The sequence below is a fragment of the Moorella mulderi DSM 14980 genome (genome assembly GCF_001594015.1).
GTDB lineage: Bacteria > Bacillota > DSM-521 > Neomoorellales > Neomoorellaceae > Neomoorella > Neomoorella mulderi.
Genome location: NZ_LTBC01000006.1, coordinates 26,325 through 46,125 on the forward strand (window position 1 = coordinate 26,325; position 19,801 = coordinate 46,125).

Genomic DNA, 19,801 nt, shown 5'->3' on the forward strand with positions numbered 1-19,801 from the left:
TCACCTTTTACTATTCGACATCCATCTCTATTTTCCTGCCGGTGGCGCGGGAAAAAGCTGCGGTCAAAGCCCGGGTAACCAGGACGGCCGTCATATCTTTACGATAGGCGCTGGACCCCCGGAGGAGACTGTCCCGGGGCCGGGCCGCTGCTTTCGCTGCCGCCGCGGCCCTGGCGATAACGTCTGCTGTGGGTTCCTGGCCAATAAGGACCCTGGCCGCTTCCTCACACAGGAAGGGTTGCGGCGCCACCGGGGCGATACAGATGCGCGCCCGGGTGCATCTCCCCTCTACCACCTGGACCCGCACGGCAACATTGAGCATGGGCAGGGAAAGGGCCCGCCGGGGCGACAGGCGGGCAAAGGCCGACCCTTCGCCTTCTCCCCACAGTTCAACGGTAAACCTGGTCAATATTTCGCGGCTAGCATCCACTTTGGAGAGCCCGACGCCCTCATAGAGTTCTTCCACCGGTACCTGGCGTTCTCCCTCCCGCCTCAGGATGGTGGCTACGGCTCCCAGGGCCACCAGGGCTACGGCTGTATCGGCTGCCGGCTGGGCGTTAACCACATTGCCCCCCAGGGTACCTGCATTGCGTATCTGGGGTGAGCCGACGGCTGCAGCGGCTGCTGCCAGCGCCGGCAGCTTTTCCCGAATGAGTCCTGACGTTGAGACCTGGGTATGGGTTGCGGCCCCGCCCAGGATTATCTTACCGTTTTCTTCCGCAATTATCTTTAGTCCGGGGATGCGGGTAATATCAACCAGGGTATGAATTTGCCGTTTTCCTTCTTTGAGGTCGATTACCAGGTCGGTACCGCCGGCGATGAGGCGCGCCCCCGGGTGGGCGGCCAGCATGGCCAGGCAATCGGCCGGTGAGGTGGCAAAGAGGTATTGCCGGGGCATGTTATCACTCCTTAACCTTAAAACCTCTCCCACACCTTCACCGCCAGTTCCTGGGCCCTGGCGGCAATGGCCGCCTCGTCCAGGTGCAGGAGCCGCCGCTCCCGCATGAGAACTTTACCGCCAATAATGGTCGTGTCCACCAGGCCGCCGTTAAAGCCAAAGAGGAGGTGGCCAAACCAGTTGGCCGCCGTAAGGGGGGTCGGCGCGTGGTAATCCACCAGGATGACATCGGCGTAGGCGCCGGGCTCTAAGCGGCCCAGGGGATGGGGGAAGAACCGGGCCAGGATGCGGCGGTTATTCTCAAACACCATGGCCGGCACTTCAGTCCAGCCGGCGTTGGGGTCGCCGGAGACAAGTTTGCGCAACACATTGGCTGTTTTGAGGGATTCAAACATATCGCTGGTATAGCCGTCGGTCCCCAGGCCAACCGTCACGCCGGCGGCCAGCATGTCGCCTACCGGGGCGCAGCCGACGGCATTGCCCATGTTGGATTCGGGGTTATGGACCACCAGGGTGCCGGTTTCCTTCAGGATGGCTATTTCCCTTTCGGTTACATGGACGCAGTGGGCGGCGATGGTCTCCGGTCCCAGGATGCCGTGGTCATACAAACGCTCCACCACCCGTTTACCCTCGCGTTCCAGGGCATCTTCTACGTCCTGGATGCCTTCGGCCACGTGGATGTGGAAGCCGCTGCCCACCTCGGCCGCTGCCTCCCGGCAGGCGGCCAGGGTGGCGTCGGATAGGGTGAAGGAGGCGTGGAGGCCGAAGGTAGCGGTGAGCAACCCTTCCTGGCCGCGGTATTTTTTAATGGCTGCCATATTCTCTTCAATACCTTCCCGCATAATGGCCTCACCGTCGCGGTCCGAAACCTCGTAGGCCAGGCAGGTCCGGACGCCGGTTTCCCGGGCCGCCCGGGCGATCATCTCCAGGCTGCCGCGGACGGCGCGAGGGCTGGCGTGATGGTCCAGGATGGTAGTGGTACCGCTCTTGATGCAGTCGACCAGAGGGATCAGGGCGCTGTAATAGACATCCTCCAGGGTCAGGGCCTTGTCCAGGCGCCACCACAGCCGCTGCAGGATCTCCAGGAAATTGGCCGGCGGCGCGTCCTTCAGGGCCATGCCCCGGGCAAAGGTGCTGTACAGGTGCATGTGGGTATTGGTCATGCCGGGCATAATCACCATACCCCGGGCATCCAGCCATTCGGCCTCCGGGTAGCGTTGCTGCAATTCAGCTGTTGGGCCAACGGCAACTATCCGGTCACCTTCAATAGCCACCGCGCCTTCTTCCTGAAAGGGATTGTCCGGGGCCAGGGTCAACAGGCGGCCGTTACCAATGAGGAGCATACGTACACCTCCATAAAAGATATTGTACTTAACTAATCTGCCAGCGCTTTTTCAACGGCTTTAATGATGTTCTGGTAACCGGTGCAGCGGCATAGATGACCGGACAATTCTCTTTTAATTTCTTCCCGCGTATATTTTTTACCACTTTCTACCATGGCCGTTGCCGTAAGGACATAACCGGGTGTGCAGAAACCGCACTGGATGGCTCCCTCTTCGATAAAGGCTTTTTGTACCTTGGAAAGCTCCCCGTTTTTAGCTATACCTTCTATCGTGACTATATTTTTGCCATCGGCCCAAACAGCCATGTAAATACACGAGTCAACAGGAGTGCCGTCGATGAGAACCGTGCAGGCGCCGCATTCACCAACACCACACCCTTTTTTAACTCCAGTATATCCCAAACGGTTGCGCAAGACTTCAAGCAACGATTCGCGAATGTCTACTTCCAGAGTTGCCTGTATCCCATTTACTGTAAAGGAAATTTTTTTAAGCAATTTCCTCACCCCCCGCTTTGACAATGGCCGCTTTCAGCGCCCTCTGGGTAAGTTCCTCAACCAGGTGCTCCCTGTATTCTTTCGAAGCTCGCCAGGAGGTCCTTGCCTTTGTCGATTTAACTGCCAATTTTCCAATTTCCGCTATGGTTTCCCGGGAGATTGTTTTGCCTTTAGCAAAGGCTTCTGCTTCGCGACATCTTAAAGGAGTTGGGCCTGCAACCCCCAGTCCAATCCTGACATCCGCAAAAATATTTCTTTCCTTTATTTTACAAATCACTGCCACACCTAAAGTAGCGATATCCATTACCTTGCGCATGGAAAATTTAATATAATGTCCACCATAGCCCTGATAATCCCCGGGGGCCACTATTATTTCCGTAAGAATTTCCCCGGCCTTTAAATCAACCTTGCCAGGACCCAGGTAGAATTCCTGGATGGGAACAACCCTCTCCCCTAGCTTGCTTTGTAGCTTTAACCTGGCATTAAGGGCAAACAAGGTGGAAGCACTGTCGGCAGACGTGGCACCGTTGCAAATATTGCCGCCTATGGTAGCAACGTTGCGGATCTGTGGTCCCCCCATGGAAAGGGCAGCTTCTGCTAGAACAGGAATATTGTCTTTGATAACAGGATCATTGACAACTTGAGTGAAAGTAGTTAACGGCCCGATTATGATAGTACCATCTTCAAGTTTACGAATACCTTGCAAGGATTTTATTTTACGGATGCTGAGCAACTCTGCTTTTTCAATCTGGCCATGATGCATTTTAATCAAAACATCCGTACCGCCCGCAATGATCGTCAAGTTTGGATTAGCTGCCAGCAACTCGGTGGCTTCCTCTAATGTTGCCGCCTCATAGTATTCCTTAATGTTGTACACCCATCCTCACCACCTTCCTATATTAAGCCGGCTTCCTTGAACTTTTCAAAGACCCGCTGGGGGTTCATGGGTAGCCTGTTAAAGGCCACGCCAGTCGCGTCTAAAACGGCATTGCGAATCGCCGGTGCCACGGGAATAGTCGGCGGCTCTCCTAAAGCCTTGCAACCAAAGGGGCTGGTGGGTTCAAAGGTTTCGACGAAAGCCACGCCAATATCCGGGATATCCATTATCGTTGGCATTTTATAGTCCAGCAAATTATTATTCAGGGGTTTGCCGGTTTTTTCGTCAAACAACATCTGTTCTGCCAGCGCATAGCCAATTCCCATGCCTACGCCGCCATGCACCTGTCCTTCTGCTAATTGGGGGTTGATAATTTTACCTGAATCATGCACATTATATATTTCCAGGACCTCTATTTTTCCGGTTTTAAGGTCTACTTCAACTTCTGCAAAAGTAACACCAAAAACAAAGGCATTGATCCTGGCATTGTTGGACGTATCGCTTGTTATCGGTCTGGCAAAAACGGTATCATAATAAGTGTGCAAGGCCACTTCGGCAAGGGGCATGACAACTTCTCCCGAATGTTTATAAACAATGTTTTGTTCCTTAATATCTAAGGCGTGGGCGGGTATATCGGTCATACCCCAGACAAAATCCAGGATTTTTTCTTTTACTTCTAATGCCGCTTTTGCCACCGCCATGCCGGTAATATAAGTCTGCCTGGAAGCATAGGCACCGGTGTCAAAAGGTGTAATATCTGTATCCTGGGTGGAAATGACATGCACCATATCCACGGGTATACCCAGGACTTCCGCCACCATCTGGGCAAAGACAGTATCGCTTCCTTGCCCTATTTCGGTGGCACCGATTTGCAATTGGACGGAGCCGTCCTGGTTTAAAACAATTCTCGCTCCCGCCATTTCCAGCCCTACCGGATGGGTGCCGGAGGCGTAGCTGAAGCAGGCCATGCCTAATCCTCTGCGTTTCGTACCTGCTTGATTCTTATACCGCGCTTTTTTCTCATCCCATTTGATTAATTCTTTACCCTTTTCAATGCACTCGCGAATGCCGCAGCTCCTCACCGTGTTGCCATTCAAGGGATCTACATAGCCAACGTTAACAAGGTTTTTCTTGCGAAATTCGATAGGATCGATACCCAGTTTCCTTGCAATATTTTCCAAATGACTTTCCACGGCAAAGGTTATCTGGGGTGAACCATAACCCCGCATGGCACCGGCAACGGGCAGGTTGGTATATACAGTTAATGGTTCATATTTTAAGGCCTTCATAGGGTATAAAATCCTGAATTTGGTGCCCCCCGCCATAGCAATTGAGTGACCGTGGGAGGCATAGGCCCCGGTGTTGGAGATAGCCGCAATATGCATGCCGATTAGTTTCCCGTCTTTGGAAACGCCTGTTTTAATTTTATATTTAATGGCATGACGGGTGCGCGTATCGATCATGCACTCTTCCCGGGACAATTCCAGTCTTACCGGCCTTCCGCCTACGGCCAGGGTCATCAGGGCAGTTAAAGGTTCCAGGCAGACATCCTGCTTGCTGCCAAAGCCGCCGCCGACGCATGGTTTAATTACCCGTACCCTTCCCCAGGGGATACCCAGAGCCTGGCCGACGATCCTCCTGACAATATGAGGAATCTGCGTGGAAGTTACAATCACAATCCGGCCATCGCTGTCAACATAAGCACAGGATACATGGTTTTCTAACTGGCAGTGCTGGACAATACTTGTTTCCAGTTCATCCTCAAAAATATAGTCAGCTTCCTGGAAAGCCTCTTCAATAGCGCCGATTTCATAGCCATAAGAACTAAGGATGTTTCTTTCACAGTCGTCGTGGATTAAAGGCGCGCCTTCCCGCATGGCAGCTTCCGGGGTAAGCAGTGGCTCCAGTACTTCATACTCTACCTCAATTAATTTCAGGGCTTCTGCGGCTGTCAACTCATCTGTAGCCACCACTGCCGCAATGGCATCCCCCACAAAGCGGGCTTTGCTGGTTAAAATAGTCCGGTCTTCTTTATCCCTGTGCTTCGGGTCCAGGGCATAGGGATGCCCTGCCGTGGCAAATTTGATTTTCGGCACGTCTGCATAAGTCAAAACCGCTTCTACACCTGGCAGGGCCCTGGCTTTGCTGACATCGATGTTTTTAACTATGGCGTGAGCATAAGGACTTCTTAATATTTTGCCGACCAGCATGTCTCTTTCTATAAAATCGCCGGTATATTTTGCTTGCCCGGTAACTTTGGCAACAGCATCAACCCTGTTTATGCTTTTCCCAACTACTGTATAAGCCATTTTACCCCCTCCCCTCCCCCGCTATCATAGCTGCCGCCTTTTCTACGGCGGTGATAATTTTGGCATAGCCCGTGCAGCGGCATAAATTGCCCGACAGGGCGACCTTAATTTCCTCCCGGGTGGGATGGGGGTTCTGGTCCAGCAGGGCTTTGGCGCTCATAATCATTCCCGGGGTACAGAAGCCGCACTGGACGGCACCCTCGCTGATAAAGGCCTCCTGTAAAGGATGGAGCCGGCCGTCAGGCGAGGCCAGGCCTTCGATGGTAAGCACCTCCGACCCTTCAGCCTTGGCGGCAGGAACTAGGCAGGAGTTGACCGCCTGGCCGTCCATGAGTACCGTGCAGGCACCGCATTCCCCTTTGCCGCATCCCTCCTTGGTACCGGTGAGGCTTAAGTATTCCCGCAGCAGTTCCAGCAAGGTAATGTCTGCCGGGACCTCGACCTGGTACTCCTGGCCGTTGACTTTTAGTTTAATCCTAGGCACTGGTTTCAACCCACCCCCCTGATAAATTTATCCTCGGGGAAACAAATATAATAAAGAAACCAGCTGACGGTTACCCTCGTAGTCGAGGTGATTCCGGTCACCTGGTAGAAACCCCCGGCCCCATCGCCGGAGTTATACGAGTTCATTATAGTTATATTCGGCAAAAGTAACTTAAATCCTGCTAACAATTTTTTACCCCCGCTGAAAAATCAGCCAGGGCCTTGATGGCCAGCCAGGAAAGCAGGGCGCTGCCAATGGGCAGGCAATCTTCCTGGATATTAAAGCGGGGATGATGCCAGGGGTAGGGAGTCTCTCCCGGTATGGCTGCCCCGAGGTTAAAATATACTGCCGGGACTTTTTCCGCATAGCGGGCAAAATCCTCGGCGCCCATGGAGGGGGCCGCCAGTTCGAAAACCTTTTCCGGCCCCAGGATTTCCCCGGCTGCCCGGCGAAACAGCTCCGTGAGCCTGGCATCGTTTATTAGCGGCGGGTAACCCCGCAGGTAATCCAGTTCAATCTCCGTCCCGCTGGCGGCCGCCACCCCGGCCAGGACCTGGCGCATACCCCTTTCCAGTTCCTGCCGGACAACCTGGTTCAGGGCGCGGGTGGTACCGGTCATGGTTACCTCGGCGGCGATAATGTTTTCCTTCTCGCCGCCATGAATGCTACCGATGGTGAGAACGGCCGGCTGCACCGGGTCCATACGCCGGGAAATAATAGCCTGCAAAGCCAGAACGGCCTGGGCGGCAGCGACGATGGCATCGGCCCCCAGGTGGGGCGAAGCGCCGTGACTGGTGCGGCCTTTAATTTTAATGGTAAAGTTGTCGGCCGACGCCATGGCAGCCCCCGGGCGAATGCCCACCGTACCCACCGGGAGATAAGAAGTGACGTGGAGGCCGAAAATGGCCTTCACCGGCGGGTTGTCCAGGACGCCCGCCTTTAATATCAGGCGGGCCCCGCCCGGCGGTAATTCTTCTCCGGGTTGAAAAATAAATACTACCGGCCCGGGGAGTTCCCGGCGACGTTCGGCTAACAGTGCCGCCGCTCCTAAAACTACTGCCATATGGGCATCATGGCCGCAACCGTGCATCCGGCCCTGGTAGCGGGAAGCATACTCCACCCCGGTGTCCTCCTGGATGGGCAGGGCATCCATATCGGCTCTCAGGGCTACGGCAGGGCCGTCTTTCACCCCCTCCAGCAAACCTACGACACCAGTGCCGGCGATCCCGGTTCTGACCTGTAGTCCCAGTTCCGCCAGCACGCCGGCCACCAGGGCGGCCGTCTCCCTTTCCGCAAAGCTCAGTTCCGGGCACTGGTGCAACTGCCGCCGCCAGGCCACTAGGCGAGGTTTGAGTGCTGCTGCAGCAGCCAGGAAATCATCGCTCTTTAAGTTGCTTTTTAGCATGTAGGGAGTCACCTTTTTTCTTTTAATTACCCGCCTGCAGGCCTACAAGTGTCCTGGCAGGCCGGTTGCCAGTCTAATTATACTCCCCCGCCCATGTTTAATACAATTTCCACTTTATCGGCGACGGCAATTTTAAATTTAACCGGTACTTCGCGGCCGAAAAAAGCCCGGTCTATTTGCCGGGCCATCTCCCGGGTATCAACAACGCCGTTGGGACAAACTTCCATTCCCGGGCAGGCGACAATCGAACGTATGCGTGGGCCGCAGGCCCCTGGTAGTAGGTTCAGGACCTTGATTTCTTCAATCAGGGCCTGGTAATCTTCCAGCCTTACGCCGGGTATTTCTACCCCCTGGCGGGTGGTCAAGTGGACTTCGCCCCGGCCGTATTTAGCAGCTACCTTAGCAATATTCTCCAGGTCCCGCGCCGTTAAATGCCCGCCAATGGTCCGCAACCGCATGAGAAAAAGGCCGGGGCCCTGCTGCTTGATAAAGCCGCCTTTTTTTAGTTCATGAAAATTTAGTGTCATAAGTGATTTCACCTTTCGCATTTTGCTTCACAGACAAAAGTGTACTCTTCCAGTTCACGGATGCGCGGATTTTCCCCGCAGACAGAGCAATTACGGTTACGCTCGGCCTTTATTTCCCGGAAGCGCATTTCCAGGGCATTGTAGATCAGGAGCCGGCCGGTGAGGGTTTCCCCAACCTCAAGTAAAATTTTAATTACCTCGGTAGCCTGAATGGCCCCGATGAGCCCTGGTACCGTACCCATGACGCCGGCTTCCTGGCAGCTGGGCACGGCTCCTGGCGGGGGTGGGTCGGGAAAGATACAGCGGTAACAGGGACCCTGGCGGGGTTTGATGGTCATGACCAGGCCGTCCCATTGCAATACCCCTCCCTCAACCAGGGTTTTACCCGTCATGACACAGGCATCATTTAATAAATAGCGGGTGGGAAAGTTGTCAACGCCGTCGACAATCACGTCGTAGTCGCGGATAATAGCTAAAATGTTGTCTTTACCTAAACGCAGCGGGTAAGTATTTATAGTCAGCGCTGGATTTAAGGCCAGCAAGGTTTCGCGGGCCGATTCCGCCTTGAGCCGTCCCAGGCGGTCGCTATTGTGGAGAATCTGGCGTTGTAAATTGGAAAGGTCTACCCTGTCGCTATCCACGATACCTATAGTACCTACGCCGGCAGCCGCCAGGTAGTAAGCTACTGGCGAACCAAGACCCCCGGCTCCCACGATCAACACTTTTCCCTGTTTCAGCTTTTCCTGGCCCCGGCCGCCGACGTTCTTCAGGATAATCTGCCGGCTGTAGCGTTCTATTTCTTCGTTGGTTAAGGCCATTCTTAGCCCTCCAATCTTGACTAAATATATCGGTTTATCTTAGATTATAACAGGGGCCAAAAAGGTGGTCAAGACAATTTTTTACCTCTTCCCAGGAAGATTTTTTCAAGCATCAGGAAAACTGCCAGGTTGCCTTTAGCAAGGAGGTAGGAGATGGAGGAGGGATCAAAATTGACCAGGAAGCGCTGGATGCTGAGGGCCGTTGCCCATTGCAAAGAAGGCTGCTGAATTTAGTCCCGGGCATGACGTTAAACTGCCCATTAGTTGAAACCAAGGAGCTGGCCTTCCCCTCCCCTACAGGAGGGGAAGGCTTTTTAAAATGCCCCGGGCAACTTCCAGGAAAGCCAGGAATAAATTTTGTAGTTTTTGTGAAGTTCATTGACAGTATGTGACCAGCAAAATATAATCGAGTTAAAGATATACGGGTGGGGGGTAGTTTAAAATGTTGGGTCGGCCACCGACCTGTACGGGAAAGAGACTATTGTGCCTCTGGAATGGTACACCCGGTTATAAGATTGGCAAGGAATGGGCAAGGTAGAATAAAAGCCGTTGATAATTACTTACCCGGAGGTGTGAAAGATGGTGCCTGCCAGCGAAAAGAGCGGCTTGGCCCAGGTAAATTTACCTGTTATGGGTATGAGCTGTGCATCCTGCGTGGCCAAAGTGGAAAAGACTCTGAAAAATATGGCGGGTGTAGCGGACGCCCGCGTCAACCTGGTTGCCGGGAAGGCTACCGTGGAATATTTCCCGGACCAGGTCGGCGTGCCCCAAATGGCCAAGACCATCCAGGAGATCGGCTATGAGGTACCGGAAGAGGAAGTTCTCCTGACGGTAAGGGGGATGAGTTGTGCCGCCTGTGTCGCTAAGGTGGAAAAAGCCGTTAAAGCCCTACCCGGCGTCACTTCGGTAGTAGTAAACCTGCCGGCGGAAACGGCCAGGGTCCGGTTCTACCCCGGGGCGGTGGACAAGGCGCGCATTAAAAAGGAAATCCATGCCCTGGGCTATGAGGCTACGGAAAAGCTGACCGGTAAGGCAGCCCTGGACCAGGAGAAAGAGGCCCGGGAGAGGGAGATCCGGTACCAGCGCCGCAATATGTGGATTGCCTGGCCCCTGGCCACTTTAGTAATGATCGGCATGTTCCGGGACATGTGGATTTTCCCCTACTTTGTACCGGAATGGCTGGGGAACGTGTATGTACTGTGGGCTTTAACCACACCGGTCACCTTTATCCCCGGCTGGCAGTTTTTCGTCCACAGTTGGAACGGCCTTAAACGCGGAACTACAGATATGAACCTCCTTTATGCGACGGGTATTGGGGCGGCCTATATCATCGCCACCATCAATACCCTCTGGCCTGAAGCCGGTTTTGGGGGGCGCGGGGCCACTTTCTTCGAGTCTGCCGCATTGCTCACCGCCTTTATCGTCCTGGGCCGTTACCTGGAGGCTATTACCCGCGGCCGTACTTCCGAGGCCATCCGCAAGCTCATGAGCCTGCAGGCTAAAACCGCCCGGGTTATCCGGGACGGCCAGGAGATGGAGATTGCTGCCGATGAAGTTGAGGTAGGGGACATAGTGGTGGTCCGCCCCGGCGAAAGCATCCCGGTGGACGGGGAAGTTATCGAGGGTTATTCGGCCGTAGATGAATCCATGCTTACCGGCGAGAGCATCCCGGTGGAAAAACGTCCCGGAGCCCAGGTGGTTGGGGCGACCATTAACAAGACCGGTTCCTTCAAGTTCCGGGCCACCCGGGTGGGGAGCGAAACGGCTTTAGCCCAGATTATCAAGATGGTGGAGGAGGCCCAGGCTTCCAAGGCTCCCATTCAAAAACTGGCCGACTTCGTGGCCGGCCACTTCATCGCCGGCGTCCACGTCCTGGCCCTGGTCGTCTTCCTCTTCTGGTTCTTTATTGGCTACGATGCCTTTTTCCGGCCTGACAGCCGCTTTATCCTTTCACCCTACAGCCTGGCCGGGGTAGGTGTCTTTGGCTTTGCCCTCCTGTTATCGGTAACCACCCTGGTCATTTCCTGTCCCTGTGCCCTGGGCCTGGCCACTCCCAGTGCGGTCATGGCTGGGACAGGCAAGGGGGCCGAGAATGGTATCCTCTTTAAGGGCGCCGATGCGGTGGAGGCGAGCAGCAAGCTCAATGCCATTGTCTTTGATAAAACGGGAACCCTGACCAGAGGCGAACCCTCGGTCACTGATGTGATTGCCGCTCCGGGTTTTGAGCAAAGAGAAATCCTGCGACTGGCCGCCATGGCGGAAAAACCTTCCGAACATCCTTTAGGCGAGGCCATTGTCCGCGGCGCCAGGGAGGAAGGCCTGGCCATCGAGGAAGTACAGGACTTTGCAGCCATCCCGGGCCATGGTGTCCGGGCCACCTACCAGGGCCGGGAGATCCTGCTGGGTAACCGCCGGCTGATGCAGCAGCGAAATATCGCCATCGGCGACCTGGCCGGGCAGATGGAAAAACTAGAAGAAGAAGGCAAGACCGCTATGTTGATGGCGGTGGACGGCAGGGCCGCCGGCATCATCGCCGTGGCCGACACTTTAAAAGAGCACGTAAAGGTTGCCATCGAACGCCTGCACAGGATGGGTATCCAGGTGGCCATGATCACCGGTGATAACCGGCGGACGGCTGCGGCCATTGCCCGCCAGGTCGGTATCAAGACCGTCCTGGCCGAGGTGCTGCCCCAGGATAAAGCCGAAGAAGTAAAGAAGCTCCAGGCCCGCGGCCTCAAAGTAGCCATGGTGGGTGACGGCATCAACGACGCTCCGGCCCTGGCCCAGGCCGATGTGGGCATTGCCATCGGCTCCGGTACCGACGTGGCCAAGGAGACAGGGGACATTATCCTCATCAAGGACGACATTCGCGATGTGGTGGGGGCCATTGAGATCGGCCGCGCCACCATGCGCAAGATCAAAGAAAACCTGGTCTGGGCCTTCTTATACAATACCCTGGGTATCCCCATTGCCGCCGGCATCCTCTATCCCATCACCGGGCTGATTGTCAGTCCCGAACTGGCCGCCTTCTTCATGGCATTGAGTTCTGTCTCTGTGACCATGAATACCCTTACCCTCAAACGCTTCCAGCCCTTCCTCCGCCAGGAGCGGGATCAAGCTGCCCCCGAGGGGCGACCAGCGCCCCAGGCTGGTTAATATGGAGGTGGGAAGTTGGAGGTTGGAAACTTGTAGAAGAGTCTGCCAAACTTACGTTTTCATCTGGCAAGAGGACTCCCGGCGCAAAATTATTATGAGGTGAGAAATTATGACTGATCTCGAAACAAAAGCCGCCCGGCAGGCTGGGATAATCTATACAGGTATTTCCCTGGGGATGGCCCTCCTTTTCCTGGTGCTCACCTTCCTGACAGGGAAAACTTATACCCTTGTGGCCCGGGCCGGCGGCGCAGTATGGGTGTTTATCCTGACCATGATTATTACCATGCCCCTCGTTATCCCAGCCGTAAAGAATAGAGTAATGGGTTAATTATCATTACCAAGGTTAAAAAAGTTGAGTTTCTAAGGCTGTTACCGGAGGGCAACAGCCTTAATTTTTTGTCCTTGCCCGGCTGGCTATTGTTATGCTGGAGTAAGTTAGGGTAAAATTAGGTAAGGAATGCCAACAGAAAACAGATGTGGAGGTCAACGGGGACATGAGTTTACTGGAAACCTCCGGCCGGGCTGAGGCTATAACTAGTCGCTATTTCTGGCGCTATCTCTTATTGAGCCTGCGGCCCAAACAGTGGACGAAAAATGCCTTTGTCTTCGCCGCCATCCTTTTTTCCCGCCACCTGCTGGACATCCCTCTCCTGGTACGCACCATCCAGGTGTTTGTTATCTTTTGCCTTCTCTCGGGTGGCACCTACCTGGTCAATGACCTCATAGACCGGGAAAGGGATCGCTGCCACCCCCGCAAAAAGCACCGTCCCATTGCCGCCGGCCTGCTGGCTCCCCTGCCGGTGGCCTCGGCAGCCGCCGTCATCCTGGCCGGCAGCCTCACCTGGGCTTTTGCCTTAAGCTGGCAGGTGGGCCTTATTAGCCTCACCTATGCCCTCCAGACCCTGGCCTATTCCTTTTATTTAAAGCAAATGGTCCTTATTGATGTCTTTATCGTCGCCCTGGGTTTTGTCCTGCGGGTGGCGGCCGGCGCGGCGGCCATTATGGTGCCGATTTCGGCCTGGCTGCTCATTGCCGTTATTCTCCTGGCCCTTTTCCTGGCTTTATGTAAACGCCGCCATGAACTGGTCCTCCTGGACAACGCTGCCGCCCACCGGGGGATCCTGGCCGAGTATTCCCTGGGACTCCTGGACCAGTTGATTGCGACTGTAACTTCTGCTACCGTCGTCGTATATGCCATTTACACCTTTATCGGCGCCGCCCGGCCCCAGTTGATGTATACCGTTCCCCTGGTGCTCTTTGGCATCTGCCGTTACCTGTACCTGACCTACCGCCGCCAGGGCGGCGGCGAGCCGGAAAGCCTGGTCCTCAAAGATAAGTCCTTGGCAGCCACCATCCTCCTCTGGGCGGCCAGTTGCTTTGTCATCCTGTACTGGTTATAAAGGATGCAAAGCTGACAGCGATAAAAGAAAAGTGGCGACCGGGGAGATGGTATTTTGCACTGGCTGGCCTTCACTAGCGGCAATTTGATAGTTCTTCTCACGGCCTTTTTTTTGACGCGGCTGTGGGGACTGGCCCCCGCTGAAAAGTTCCTGGCCATTTTTACCCTGGCTGCGGGGCAAATCGTATTCACCATGCTCCTGGCCGGTACCGTATTGCGCCTGACAACTGCTAACCTGCTGGTGTTAAATTTAATTTTGCTTGCCATTGCAGTCCTGGTGGAGCGCCTCTTCCCTGGCCCCCGGTATCCTCACCAATTCCGGCTTTATGCCGGCTGGCGCCATAATTTCTGGGCCAGGCTTTTACTTTTCCTGGCCTTCCTGGAAACCATCTGGCTCATATTCCTGGGATACCTGTTCCCGCCCTATGCCTGGGACAGCCTCTACTACCACCTGACGGCAGTGGCCACCTGGCTCCAGGCCGGCCGGATCGTTTTAAGCCCCTATACCCTCTGGGCCAACGTGTATCCCATGAATACCGAGCTTATCTTTGCCTGGAACATGCTGCTTGCCGGCAGCGACCTGCTGGTTGACCTGACCCAGCTGCCCTTTGCCCTGGCCGGGGGACTGGCCGTCTATACCCTGGGGCGCGCAACCGGTTTGCGACAGACCAATAGCGCCGTAGCAGCCTGCCTTTTTTTCCTGACGCCCATTGTCCTGGTCCAGAGCAAGACCTGCTATGTGGATGTCGCCTTTGCGGCCATGTTCCTGGTGGCCTTTTACTTTGCTTACCGCTATTACCATGACCCGCGGCGCGCCTATTTACTCCTGGCCGCCCTGGCCGGCGGCCTGACTTTCGGGATAAAGGCTTCCGCCGCTCCCTATGTGGCGGTAGTTTTTCTCTTTATCATCGCGGGCAACCGGGTGGCCAGGCGGGCAGCCAACCAGCCTTACAGGCAAAACCTGCTCCTTTCCCTGGTTATCTTTGCCGGAGCCCTGCTCCTGTGGGGCAGTTTCTGGTACCTGCGCAACTGGCTGGCCTACGGCAATCCCTTTTTCCCTTTTACGTTTAAAGTTCTGGGATATACCCTCTGGCCTGGCCAGGGCAGCGTGGCCGAGCTGGTCATGGTCAAAAATACGCCCCCCGAACTGGCAGGCCTGCCTTTCTGGCAGCAGTTATTGCGTTCCTGGCAGGAAACCAGTGGTCCCTACACCTTCGACCAGCGCCTGGGAGGCTTCGGCCCCCAGTGGCTCTACCTGGAACTCCCGGCCCTGGCCGTAACCCTTATCCTGGCCCTGGCCCGGGGTCACCGGCACCTCCTGCTCCTCCTCCTGCCCCTGATCCTGCTTTTCTGGCTGCAGCCCTCCAACTGGTGGACCCGCTATACCATCTTCATTGTCGCCGCCGGGACTTTGAGCCTGGCTTACCTGGAGGAGAGGCTGCCAGGCTTCTGGGCACGACCTTTGCGGGCCGCTACCCTGGCCCTGGTTCTCATATCCCTGGCCGGTAGTTTAACCCACGGTTACTTTACGCCCCAGGTAATCGGCCGCTTCCTGGCCCTGCCCCCGGAGCAGCGTACCTTTTTCCAGATAACGCCCTGGGGCGATGAGTTAGCCTGGGTTGACCGGGTACCTCCGGGTTCGCGCATTGCCTTTACGGAAACAGCCTTCCCCTACCTGCTCTTTGGCCCCCGCCTGGAAAACCAGGTCTACCGCGTCATTGCTACTTCGGAAACGGACATGCTGGCGCAACTACGTACCGGGGATAGCCAGTACTTCTTGACAACAACTACTTCAGCCTATTACCGTTGGGCGCAAAGGAATCCGCAGGTCTTGCAGCCCTTCTTTACCTATGGCGATTATGTGACCTTTAAGGTGCTAAAGTAAGGCCGGCCAGCTTCTGGATATTGATTTCACCTGATATGGCATCTAATGAACTTAGCGGCAAAGATCGGCAAAATAAGTAAAAAGCCGCCTCTCTTCTATCTTGAAGAAAGGCGGCTTTATTGCCAGTTAAGCGCCATTGCTTACGAAGTTATTATAGTCAACTGTTAACAGGTCAACCTTTACCTCATTGTTGCCGCCAGGATAGCCTTGATGGTGTGCAGGCGGTTCTCAGCCTCGTCGTAGATTACCGATTGCGGGCCATCCATAACCTCTTCTGTCACTTCAACACCCCGGTCGGCCGGCATACAATGCATGTAAATAGCATCCTTCTGGCCGAGCTTCATGCGGCGGCCATCCATTACCCAGGTATTGTATTTTTCAATCAGATCCAGGCCTTCCTCCCTACTGCCGGTATAGGCAATGGGACCCCAGCTCTTGGCATAAATAATATGGGCATCTTTACAGGCTTCGTCCATGTCATGGACAATGTTAAATTTGACACCATTTTCTTCCGCATTCTTCCTGGCCTGTTCCACAATATCCGGTAATAAATGGAACTCGGGTGGATGGGCCAGGGTTACATTCATCCCAAAACGGCTCATGAGGAGGATGAGGGATTGGGGCATGGACAGGGGCCGTATATAATTGGGTGCGTAAGTCCAGCTAATGGTGAAATTGAGACCCCGCGTATTTTTACCGAACTTCTCCTGGATGGTCATGATATCAGCAAGGGCCTGGGTAGGATGGTATAAGTCGCACTGCATGTTGATAACGGGGATGCGGGAGTATTTGGCCAGTTCCCGCATGTAGGCGTTTCCTTTTTTGTAAGTACAGTAACGTATACCTATCCCATCACCAAAGCGGCTTAAAACTTCAACCGTATCTTTAGCCGTCTCTCCATGGCCAATTTGGGTAGCCGATGGAGTCAAGAAAATAGCATGGCCACCCAGCTGGGTCATACCGGTTTCGAAAGCGTTGCGGGTACGCGTGGAGTTTTCAAAAAAGAGCATATAAAAGGTTTTATCTTCGAGAAGGCGATGTTTTTCGCCCAGGGCTTTCCGCCTTTTGAGATCAAAGGCGATGTCCAGCAACGTGTCGATTTCTTCTTTAGTCCATTCCTGCAAGGTAATCAAGTGCTTACCGCGTAAATCGGTCTTCATATTGTTCCCCCCGTTAGGCTAAATTTTGCTTAATTAATTAAATCACGTTTAATCCAATTCAACTTTTGTTAATAAAATCCTGCTGCAAGGATAAAAAATTTTAAACACGGCCAGGAATAAACCGGCCCTGCCCGGCCTGGCCCAGGAAACATCCTTGATCGTAGATAAGCCAGCCCCGCAGGTAGGTAGCTTCCGGGTAGCCCTGCAGGTGAAAACCTTCAAAGACAGTATAACCGGCCGCCGAATGAAGGTTTGCCGCCGTCAGGGTAACCTGCCTGCGGGGATCAAAAATTACCACGTCGGCGTCACTCCCCGGCCTGAGGCTTCCCTTGCGCGGGTAAAGGCCGAAAAGGCGGGCCGGGTTGGTGGATAGCACCCTCACCAGCTGGGGCAGGGTCAGCCAGCCGTTGCGGACCCCAAAGGAATAAAGCAGGGGTAATAAAGTTTCCGTTCCAGGTACGCCGGAGGGAGTGTTATAAAAGGCCGTGCCGGCAGCCTTCTGTACCCGGCTGTAGCTGCAGTGATCGGTAGCCACCACCTGGAGGGCGCCGGCGGCCAGGTGTCGCCAGAGGCTCTCGTTATCGGCTGCTGTTCTTAAAGGCGGGCACATCAGGAAAAGGCGGCTGTCCGGCCCGGTATATTGAGACTCCGTAAGAAGCAGGTAGTGAGGGCAGGTTTCGCCGTAGACCTGCTGGCCTTTGCTGCGGGCGGCAGCAATAGCTTCCGCTCCACCGCCGGTAGAGACGTGAACGATATAGACAGGTGCTCCGGCTTCCCCGGCCAGGGCAATAACGTCCCGGATGGCTTTGACCTCTGCTTCTGCAGGCCGGCTGGCGGCATGGTAGGCCGGGTCCGTCTGACCGGCGGCGATTAACTCTTCCCTCTTAGCCGTAATTATTTCATGATCCTCACAGTGAACCGTAACCAGGGCACCCAGCCGGCGGGCCTGTTGTAACAGGTGGCTGATGGCAGCCAGGCTCAAGCGCTGGGCATAAGTGGTAAAAACCTTGAAGCTGGTGACACCCTTTTCGACTACAGCCCTTAGCTCCGCTTCGTCTTCCTCCTGGCCGGGCATGACCACCTGGTGCAGGCCGTAATCTACGCAGGCCTGGTCCCTGGCTTCTTCCAGGCGCTTGGTCAGGGCCTCTGTAAGAGATTCTCCAGGGCTTGCGGGCTCGGCATAATCGATGACGGTAGTGACGCCACCGCAGGCAGCCAGCCGGGTCCCGGTAAACCAGTCGTCGGCCGTCAGCAGGTCGCCGGTGGGCATCTGGTAATGGACGTGGGCATCGATGGCTCCGGGTAGGATATATTTACCGGTTACATCCCGGACCACCGCTCCTGGAGCAGCCAGGTCCGGGCCTACGGCAGCAATCTTTTCTCCCTTAATGGCCACGTCGGCCTGTTCTACCCGTGCGGCGGTGACAACCCACCCGCCCTTCAGCAAGAGGTCCACTTTAACCCCTCCCCCAAAAGTAGGGTTCTACCAGAAATGTGCCTTCTGGTGGGGATATGTCCCTACGCCGCTCAGAAGCTCCGCGCCGACAGAACTACGGCTCGGTTCGGACCGTTGCTCGCCGCCTGCGGATTGCCAATGAAAAGGCTTCCTGCTCCGCTGGCCTAGATCCTTCTATGAGGTCATGCAGTATTCCTCACCAAGGCACGCTCAGGCGTCCTCGGCAGCGGCAACGGTTACCTCACCTCGCCTGTTCTGTTACCGGCGCTCCGCTAATCGCGGCTCCGGGACATATCCCCACCCATAATTGGGCAATTTTAAATCCCCTAGTGCTTTATGAAGGGCCTCCAGGGAGGGTGCCACCCGGATGGGTTCCCCGGCAGCCTTGATGGCATTGGCCACGTCTTTGAGGCCATTACCGGTTACCAGGACGACTACCCTTTCCTCCGGCTTAATAATCCCTTCCCGGACGGCTTTGATGAGCCCGGCCGTGCCGGCCACCCCCGCCGGTTCACCGAAAACGCCGCTGGTCCGGCCCAGGACCCGCATGGCCGCCAGTATTTCTTCATCGCTAACATTAATCATAGTCCCACGGGAATCGCGAACGGCCCGCAGGGCCTTTTCGGGATTGCGGGGTACGCCGACGGCAATGCTGTCCGCCAGGGTATTTTCTTCCATAGGACGTACCCTGGTGCCCTCCCGGAAGGCGCGGGTAATGGGGCAGCAGCCTTCGGCCTGGACCCCCAGCATCCGCGGCAGCTTCTCAATCCAGCCGGCTTTTTTCAGGTCCACCCAGGCCTTCCAGGCCCCGGCCATGGTGCAGCCATCGCCCACCGAGAGTACTACCCAGTCTGGTACTTCCCAGTGCAGCTGTTCGGCCACCTCCAGGCAGGCGGTCTTCTTGCCTTCCACCAGGTAGGGGTTAATGGCTGCATTGCGGTTATACCAGCCGTGCTCTTCTATGGCTGCCGCCGACAGGCGAAAGGCGTCTTCATAGGAGCCCTGGACGCTGATGACCGTAGCCCCGAAGATCAAGAGCTGGGCCACCTTGCCCTGGGGTGCCCGGCCGGGGACAAAGATCACGGCCTTGAGGCCCACGGAAGCCGCCGCTCCGGCGAGGGAGGAAGCAGCGTTACCGGTGGAGGAGCAGGCCACCACCCCCGCCCCTTCGGCCATGGCCCGGGCCACGGCCACGGCCGAGGGCCGGTCCTTCAGGGAAGCGGTAGGATTAATCCCGTCATCTTTAATATATAATTCCTTTAAACCCAGCTCGGCCCCCAGGCGGTCGGCCCGGTAGAGGGGGCTCCAGCCTACCCTTAAAGGCGGCAGGGGTCCCTCCTGGGCCACCGGCAGGAAAGGACGGTAGCGCCACATAGAAGGCTCCCTGTTTCCGGCCAGGCTCTCTTTAGAAATATATTTGTTGATATAGTCATAATCGTATTCCACGTCTAAGATACCGTCAGTTGATCCGCAGACGGGGCAGGTATAAAAGCCGGGCCGGGGCTGATAAGTCCGGCTGCAATTAATGCAGCGCAACTGGGTAACGTTGCTCACGCAGGTCATCTCCTACGAAAATAACTTTGTCACAGG

General features: G+C 55.5%; 18 protein-coding genes and 1 riboswitch. Of the genes, 5 read left to right on the plus strand and 13 right to left on the minus strand.

Features of this window, described 5'->3' with window-relative positions; genetic code table 11:
• Positions 1–10 precede the first annotated feature (10 nt).
• The 10 genes from MOMUL_RS08915 to MOMUL_RS16620 form a co-directional block, all read right to left on the minus strand.
• Positions 11–898, minus strand: coding sequence for an FAD binding domain-containing protein (locus MOMUL_RS08915; RefSeq protein WP_062284255.1), 888 nt, complete (start codon positions 896–898; stop codon positions 11–13).
• A gap of 17 nt (positions 899–915) precedes the next feature.
• Entirely contained in the window at positions 916–2,241 is a 1,326-nt protein-coding gene (gene ssnA / locus MOMUL_RS08920) for a putative aminohydrolase SsnA (protein WP_062284257.1), read from the minus strand.
• A 32-nt stretch (positions 2,242–2,273) separates the two neighbouring features.
• Positions 2,274–2,735: a xanthine dehydrogenase subunit XdhC gene (xdhC, locus tag MOMUL_RS08925; protein ID WP_062284259.1), complete on the minus strand. Its 462-nt coding sequence runs from the start codon at positions 2,733–2,735 to the stop codon at positions 2,274–2,276.
• Complete coding sequence (gene xdhB / locus MOMUL_RS08930; RefSeq protein WP_062284261.1) at positions 2,728–3,612, minus strand: xanthine dehydrogenase FAD-binding subunit XdhB; 885 nt, start codon at positions 3,610–3,612, stop codon at positions 2,728–2,730. The genes xdhC and xdhB overlap by 8 nt, the downstream gene beginning before the upstream one ends.
• Positions 3,613–3,629: 17 nt before the next feature.
• Positions 3,630–5,921 (minus strand): xanthine dehydrogenase molybdenum-binding subunit XdhA, encoded by a 2,292-nt coding sequence (xdhA, locus tag MOMUL_RS08935; RefSeq protein WP_062284262.1) that lies wholly within the window; start codon positions 5,919–5,921, stop codon positions 3,630–3,632.
• A 1-nt stretch (position 5,922) separates the two neighbouring features.
• Positions 5,923–6,405 (minus strand): (2Fe-2S)-binding protein, encoded by a 483-nt coding sequence (locus MOMUL_RS08940; RefSeq protein WP_062284418.1) that lies wholly within the window; start codon positions 6,403–6,405, stop codon positions 5,923–5,925.
• Between the two features lie 59 nt (positions 6,406–6,464).
• Positions 6,465–6,565: riboswitch (purine riboswitch) on the minus strand.
• 21 nt (positions 6,566–6,586) lie between these two features.
• Positions 6,587–7,810 (minus strand): M20 metallopeptidase family protein, encoded by a 1,224-nt coding sequence (locus MOMUL_RS08945; protein WP_062284264.1) that lies wholly within the window; start codon positions 7,808–7,810, stop codon positions 6,587–6,589.
• Positions 7,811–7,887: 77 nt separating this feature from the next.
• Positions 7,888–8,337: a hypothetical protein gene (locus MOMUL_RS08950; RefSeq protein WP_236713060.1), complete on the minus strand. Its 450-nt coding sequence runs from the start codon at positions 8,335–8,337 to the stop codon at positions 7,888–7,890.
• Between the two features lie 8 nt (positions 8,338–8,345).
• Positions 8,346–9,155, minus strand: a complete 810-nt coding sequence (locus tag MOMUL_RS08955; RefSeq protein ID WP_062284266.1) for a HesA/MoeB/ThiF family protein — start codon at positions 9,153–9,155, stop codon at positions 8,346–8,348.
• A gap of 68 nt (positions 9,156–9,223) precedes the next feature.
• Entirely contained in the window at positions 9,224–9,370 is a 147-nt protein-coding gene (locus MOMUL_RS16620; protein WP_161484990.1) for a hypothetical protein, read from the minus strand.
• On the opposite strand from MOMUL_RS16620, the gene MOMUL_RS16625 reads away from it, so the two are divergent.
• From MOMUL_RS16625 to MOMUL_RS08975, 5 genes are all read left to right on the plus strand, one after another.
• Positions 9,365–9,547, plus strand: coding sequence for a hypothetical protein (locus tag MOMUL_RS16625; protein WP_161484991.1), 183 nt, complete (start codon positions 9,365–9,367; stop codon positions 9,545–9,547). The genes MOMUL_RS16620 and MOMUL_RS16625 overlap by 6 nt on opposite strands.
• Positions 9,548–9,734: 187 nt before the next feature.
• A complete protein-coding gene (locus tag MOMUL_RS08960) occupies positions 9,735–12,311 on the plus strand; it encodes a heavy metal translocating P-type ATPase (RefSeq protein WP_062284268.1) in 2,577 nt (858 codons plus the stop codon).
• Between the two features lie 109 nt (positions 12,312–12,420).
• The gene (locus MOMUL_RS08965; protein WP_054936668.1) at positions 12,421–12,639 is read left to right on the plus strand and encodes a hypothetical protein; all 219 of its coding nucleotides are present in this window, start codon (positions 12,421–12,423) and stop codon (positions 12,637–12,639) included.
• 166 nt (positions 12,640–12,805) lie between these two features.
• Positions 12,806–13,711 (plus strand): decaprenyl-phosphate phosphoribosyltransferase, encoded by a 906-nt coding sequence (locus MOMUL_RS08970; RefSeq protein ID WP_062284269.1) that lies wholly within the window; start codon positions 12,806–12,808, stop codon positions 13,709–13,711.
• A gap of 54 nt (positions 13,712–13,765) precedes the next feature.
• The gene (locus MOMUL_RS08975; RefSeq protein WP_062284271.1) at positions 13,766–15,595 is read left to right on the plus strand and encodes a glycosyltransferase family 39 protein; all 1,830 of its coding nucleotides are present in this window, start codon (positions 13,766–13,768) and stop codon (positions 15,593–15,595) included.
• Between the two features lie 179 nt (positions 15,596–15,774).
• On the opposite strand, the gene argF is transcribed toward MOMUL_RS08975, so the two are convergent.
• The 3 genes from argF to MOMUL_RS08990 form a co-directional block, all read right to left on the minus strand.
• Positions 15,775–16,755, minus strand: a complete 981-nt coding sequence (gene argF, locus MOMUL_RS08980) for an ornithine carbamoyltransferase (protein ID WP_062284273.1) — start codon at positions 16,753–16,755, stop codon at positions 15,775–15,777.
• Positions 16,756–16,855: 100 nt separating this feature from the next.
• The gene (hydA, locus tag MOMUL_RS08985) at positions 16,856–18,211 is read right to left on the minus strand and encodes a dihydropyrimidinase (protein WP_062284275.1); all 1,356 of its coding nucleotides are present in this window, start codon (positions 18,209–18,211) and stop codon (positions 16,856–16,858) included.
• 258 nt (positions 18,212–18,469) lie between these two features.
• Entirely contained in the window at positions 18,470–19,765 is a 1,296-nt protein-coding gene (locus MOMUL_RS08990) for a threonine synthase (RefSeq protein ID WP_062284277.1), read from the minus strand.
• Positions 19,766–19,801: the final 36 nt, after the last annotated feature.

What these genes read in the sequence shown, in the direction of transcription:
- MOMUL_RS08915 (WP_062284255.1), bottom strand. Translation starts at nt 898, where the DNA reads ATGCCCCGGCAATACCTCTTTGCCACCTCACCGGCCGATTGCCTGGCC.
- ssnA (WP_062284257.1), bottom strand. Translation starts at nt 2,241, where the DNA reads ATGCTCCTCATTGGTAACGGCCGCCTGTTGACCCTGGCCCCGGACAAT.
- xdhA (WP_062284262.1), bottom strand. Translation starts at nt 5,921, where the DNA reads ATGGCTTATACAGTAGTTGGGAAAAGCATAAACAGGGTTGATGCTGTT.
- MOMUL_RS08945 (WP_062284264.1), bottom strand. Translation starts at nt 7,810, where the DNA reads ATGCTAAAAAGCAACTTAAAGAGCGATGATTTCCTGGCTGCTGCAGCA.
- MOMUL_RS08950 (WP_236713060.1), bottom strand. Translation starts at nt 8,337, where the DNA reads ATGACACTAAATTTTCATGAACTAAAAAAAGGCGGCTTTATCAAGCAG.
- MOMUL_RS08955 (WP_062284266.1), bottom strand. Translation starts at nt 9,155, where the DNA reads ATGGCCTTAACCAACGAAGAAATAGAACGCTACAGCCGGCAGATTATC.
- MOMUL_RS08960 (WP_062284268.1), top strand. Translation starts at nt 9,735, where the DNA reads ATGGTGCCTGCCAGCGAAAAGAGCGGCTTGGCCCAGGTAAATTTACCT.
- MOMUL_RS08965 (WP_054936668.1), top strand. Translation starts at nt 12,421, where the DNA reads ATGACTGATCTCGAAACAAAAGCCGCCCGGCAGGCTGGGATAATCTAT.
- MOMUL_RS08970 (WP_062284269.1), top strand. Translation starts at nt 12,806, where the DNA reads ATGAGTTTACTGGAAACCTCCGGCCGGGCTGAGGCTATAACTAGTCGC.
- argF (WP_062284273.1), bottom strand. Translation starts at nt 16,755, where the DNA reads ATGAAGACCGATTTACGCGGTAAGCACTTGATTACCTTGCAGGAATGG.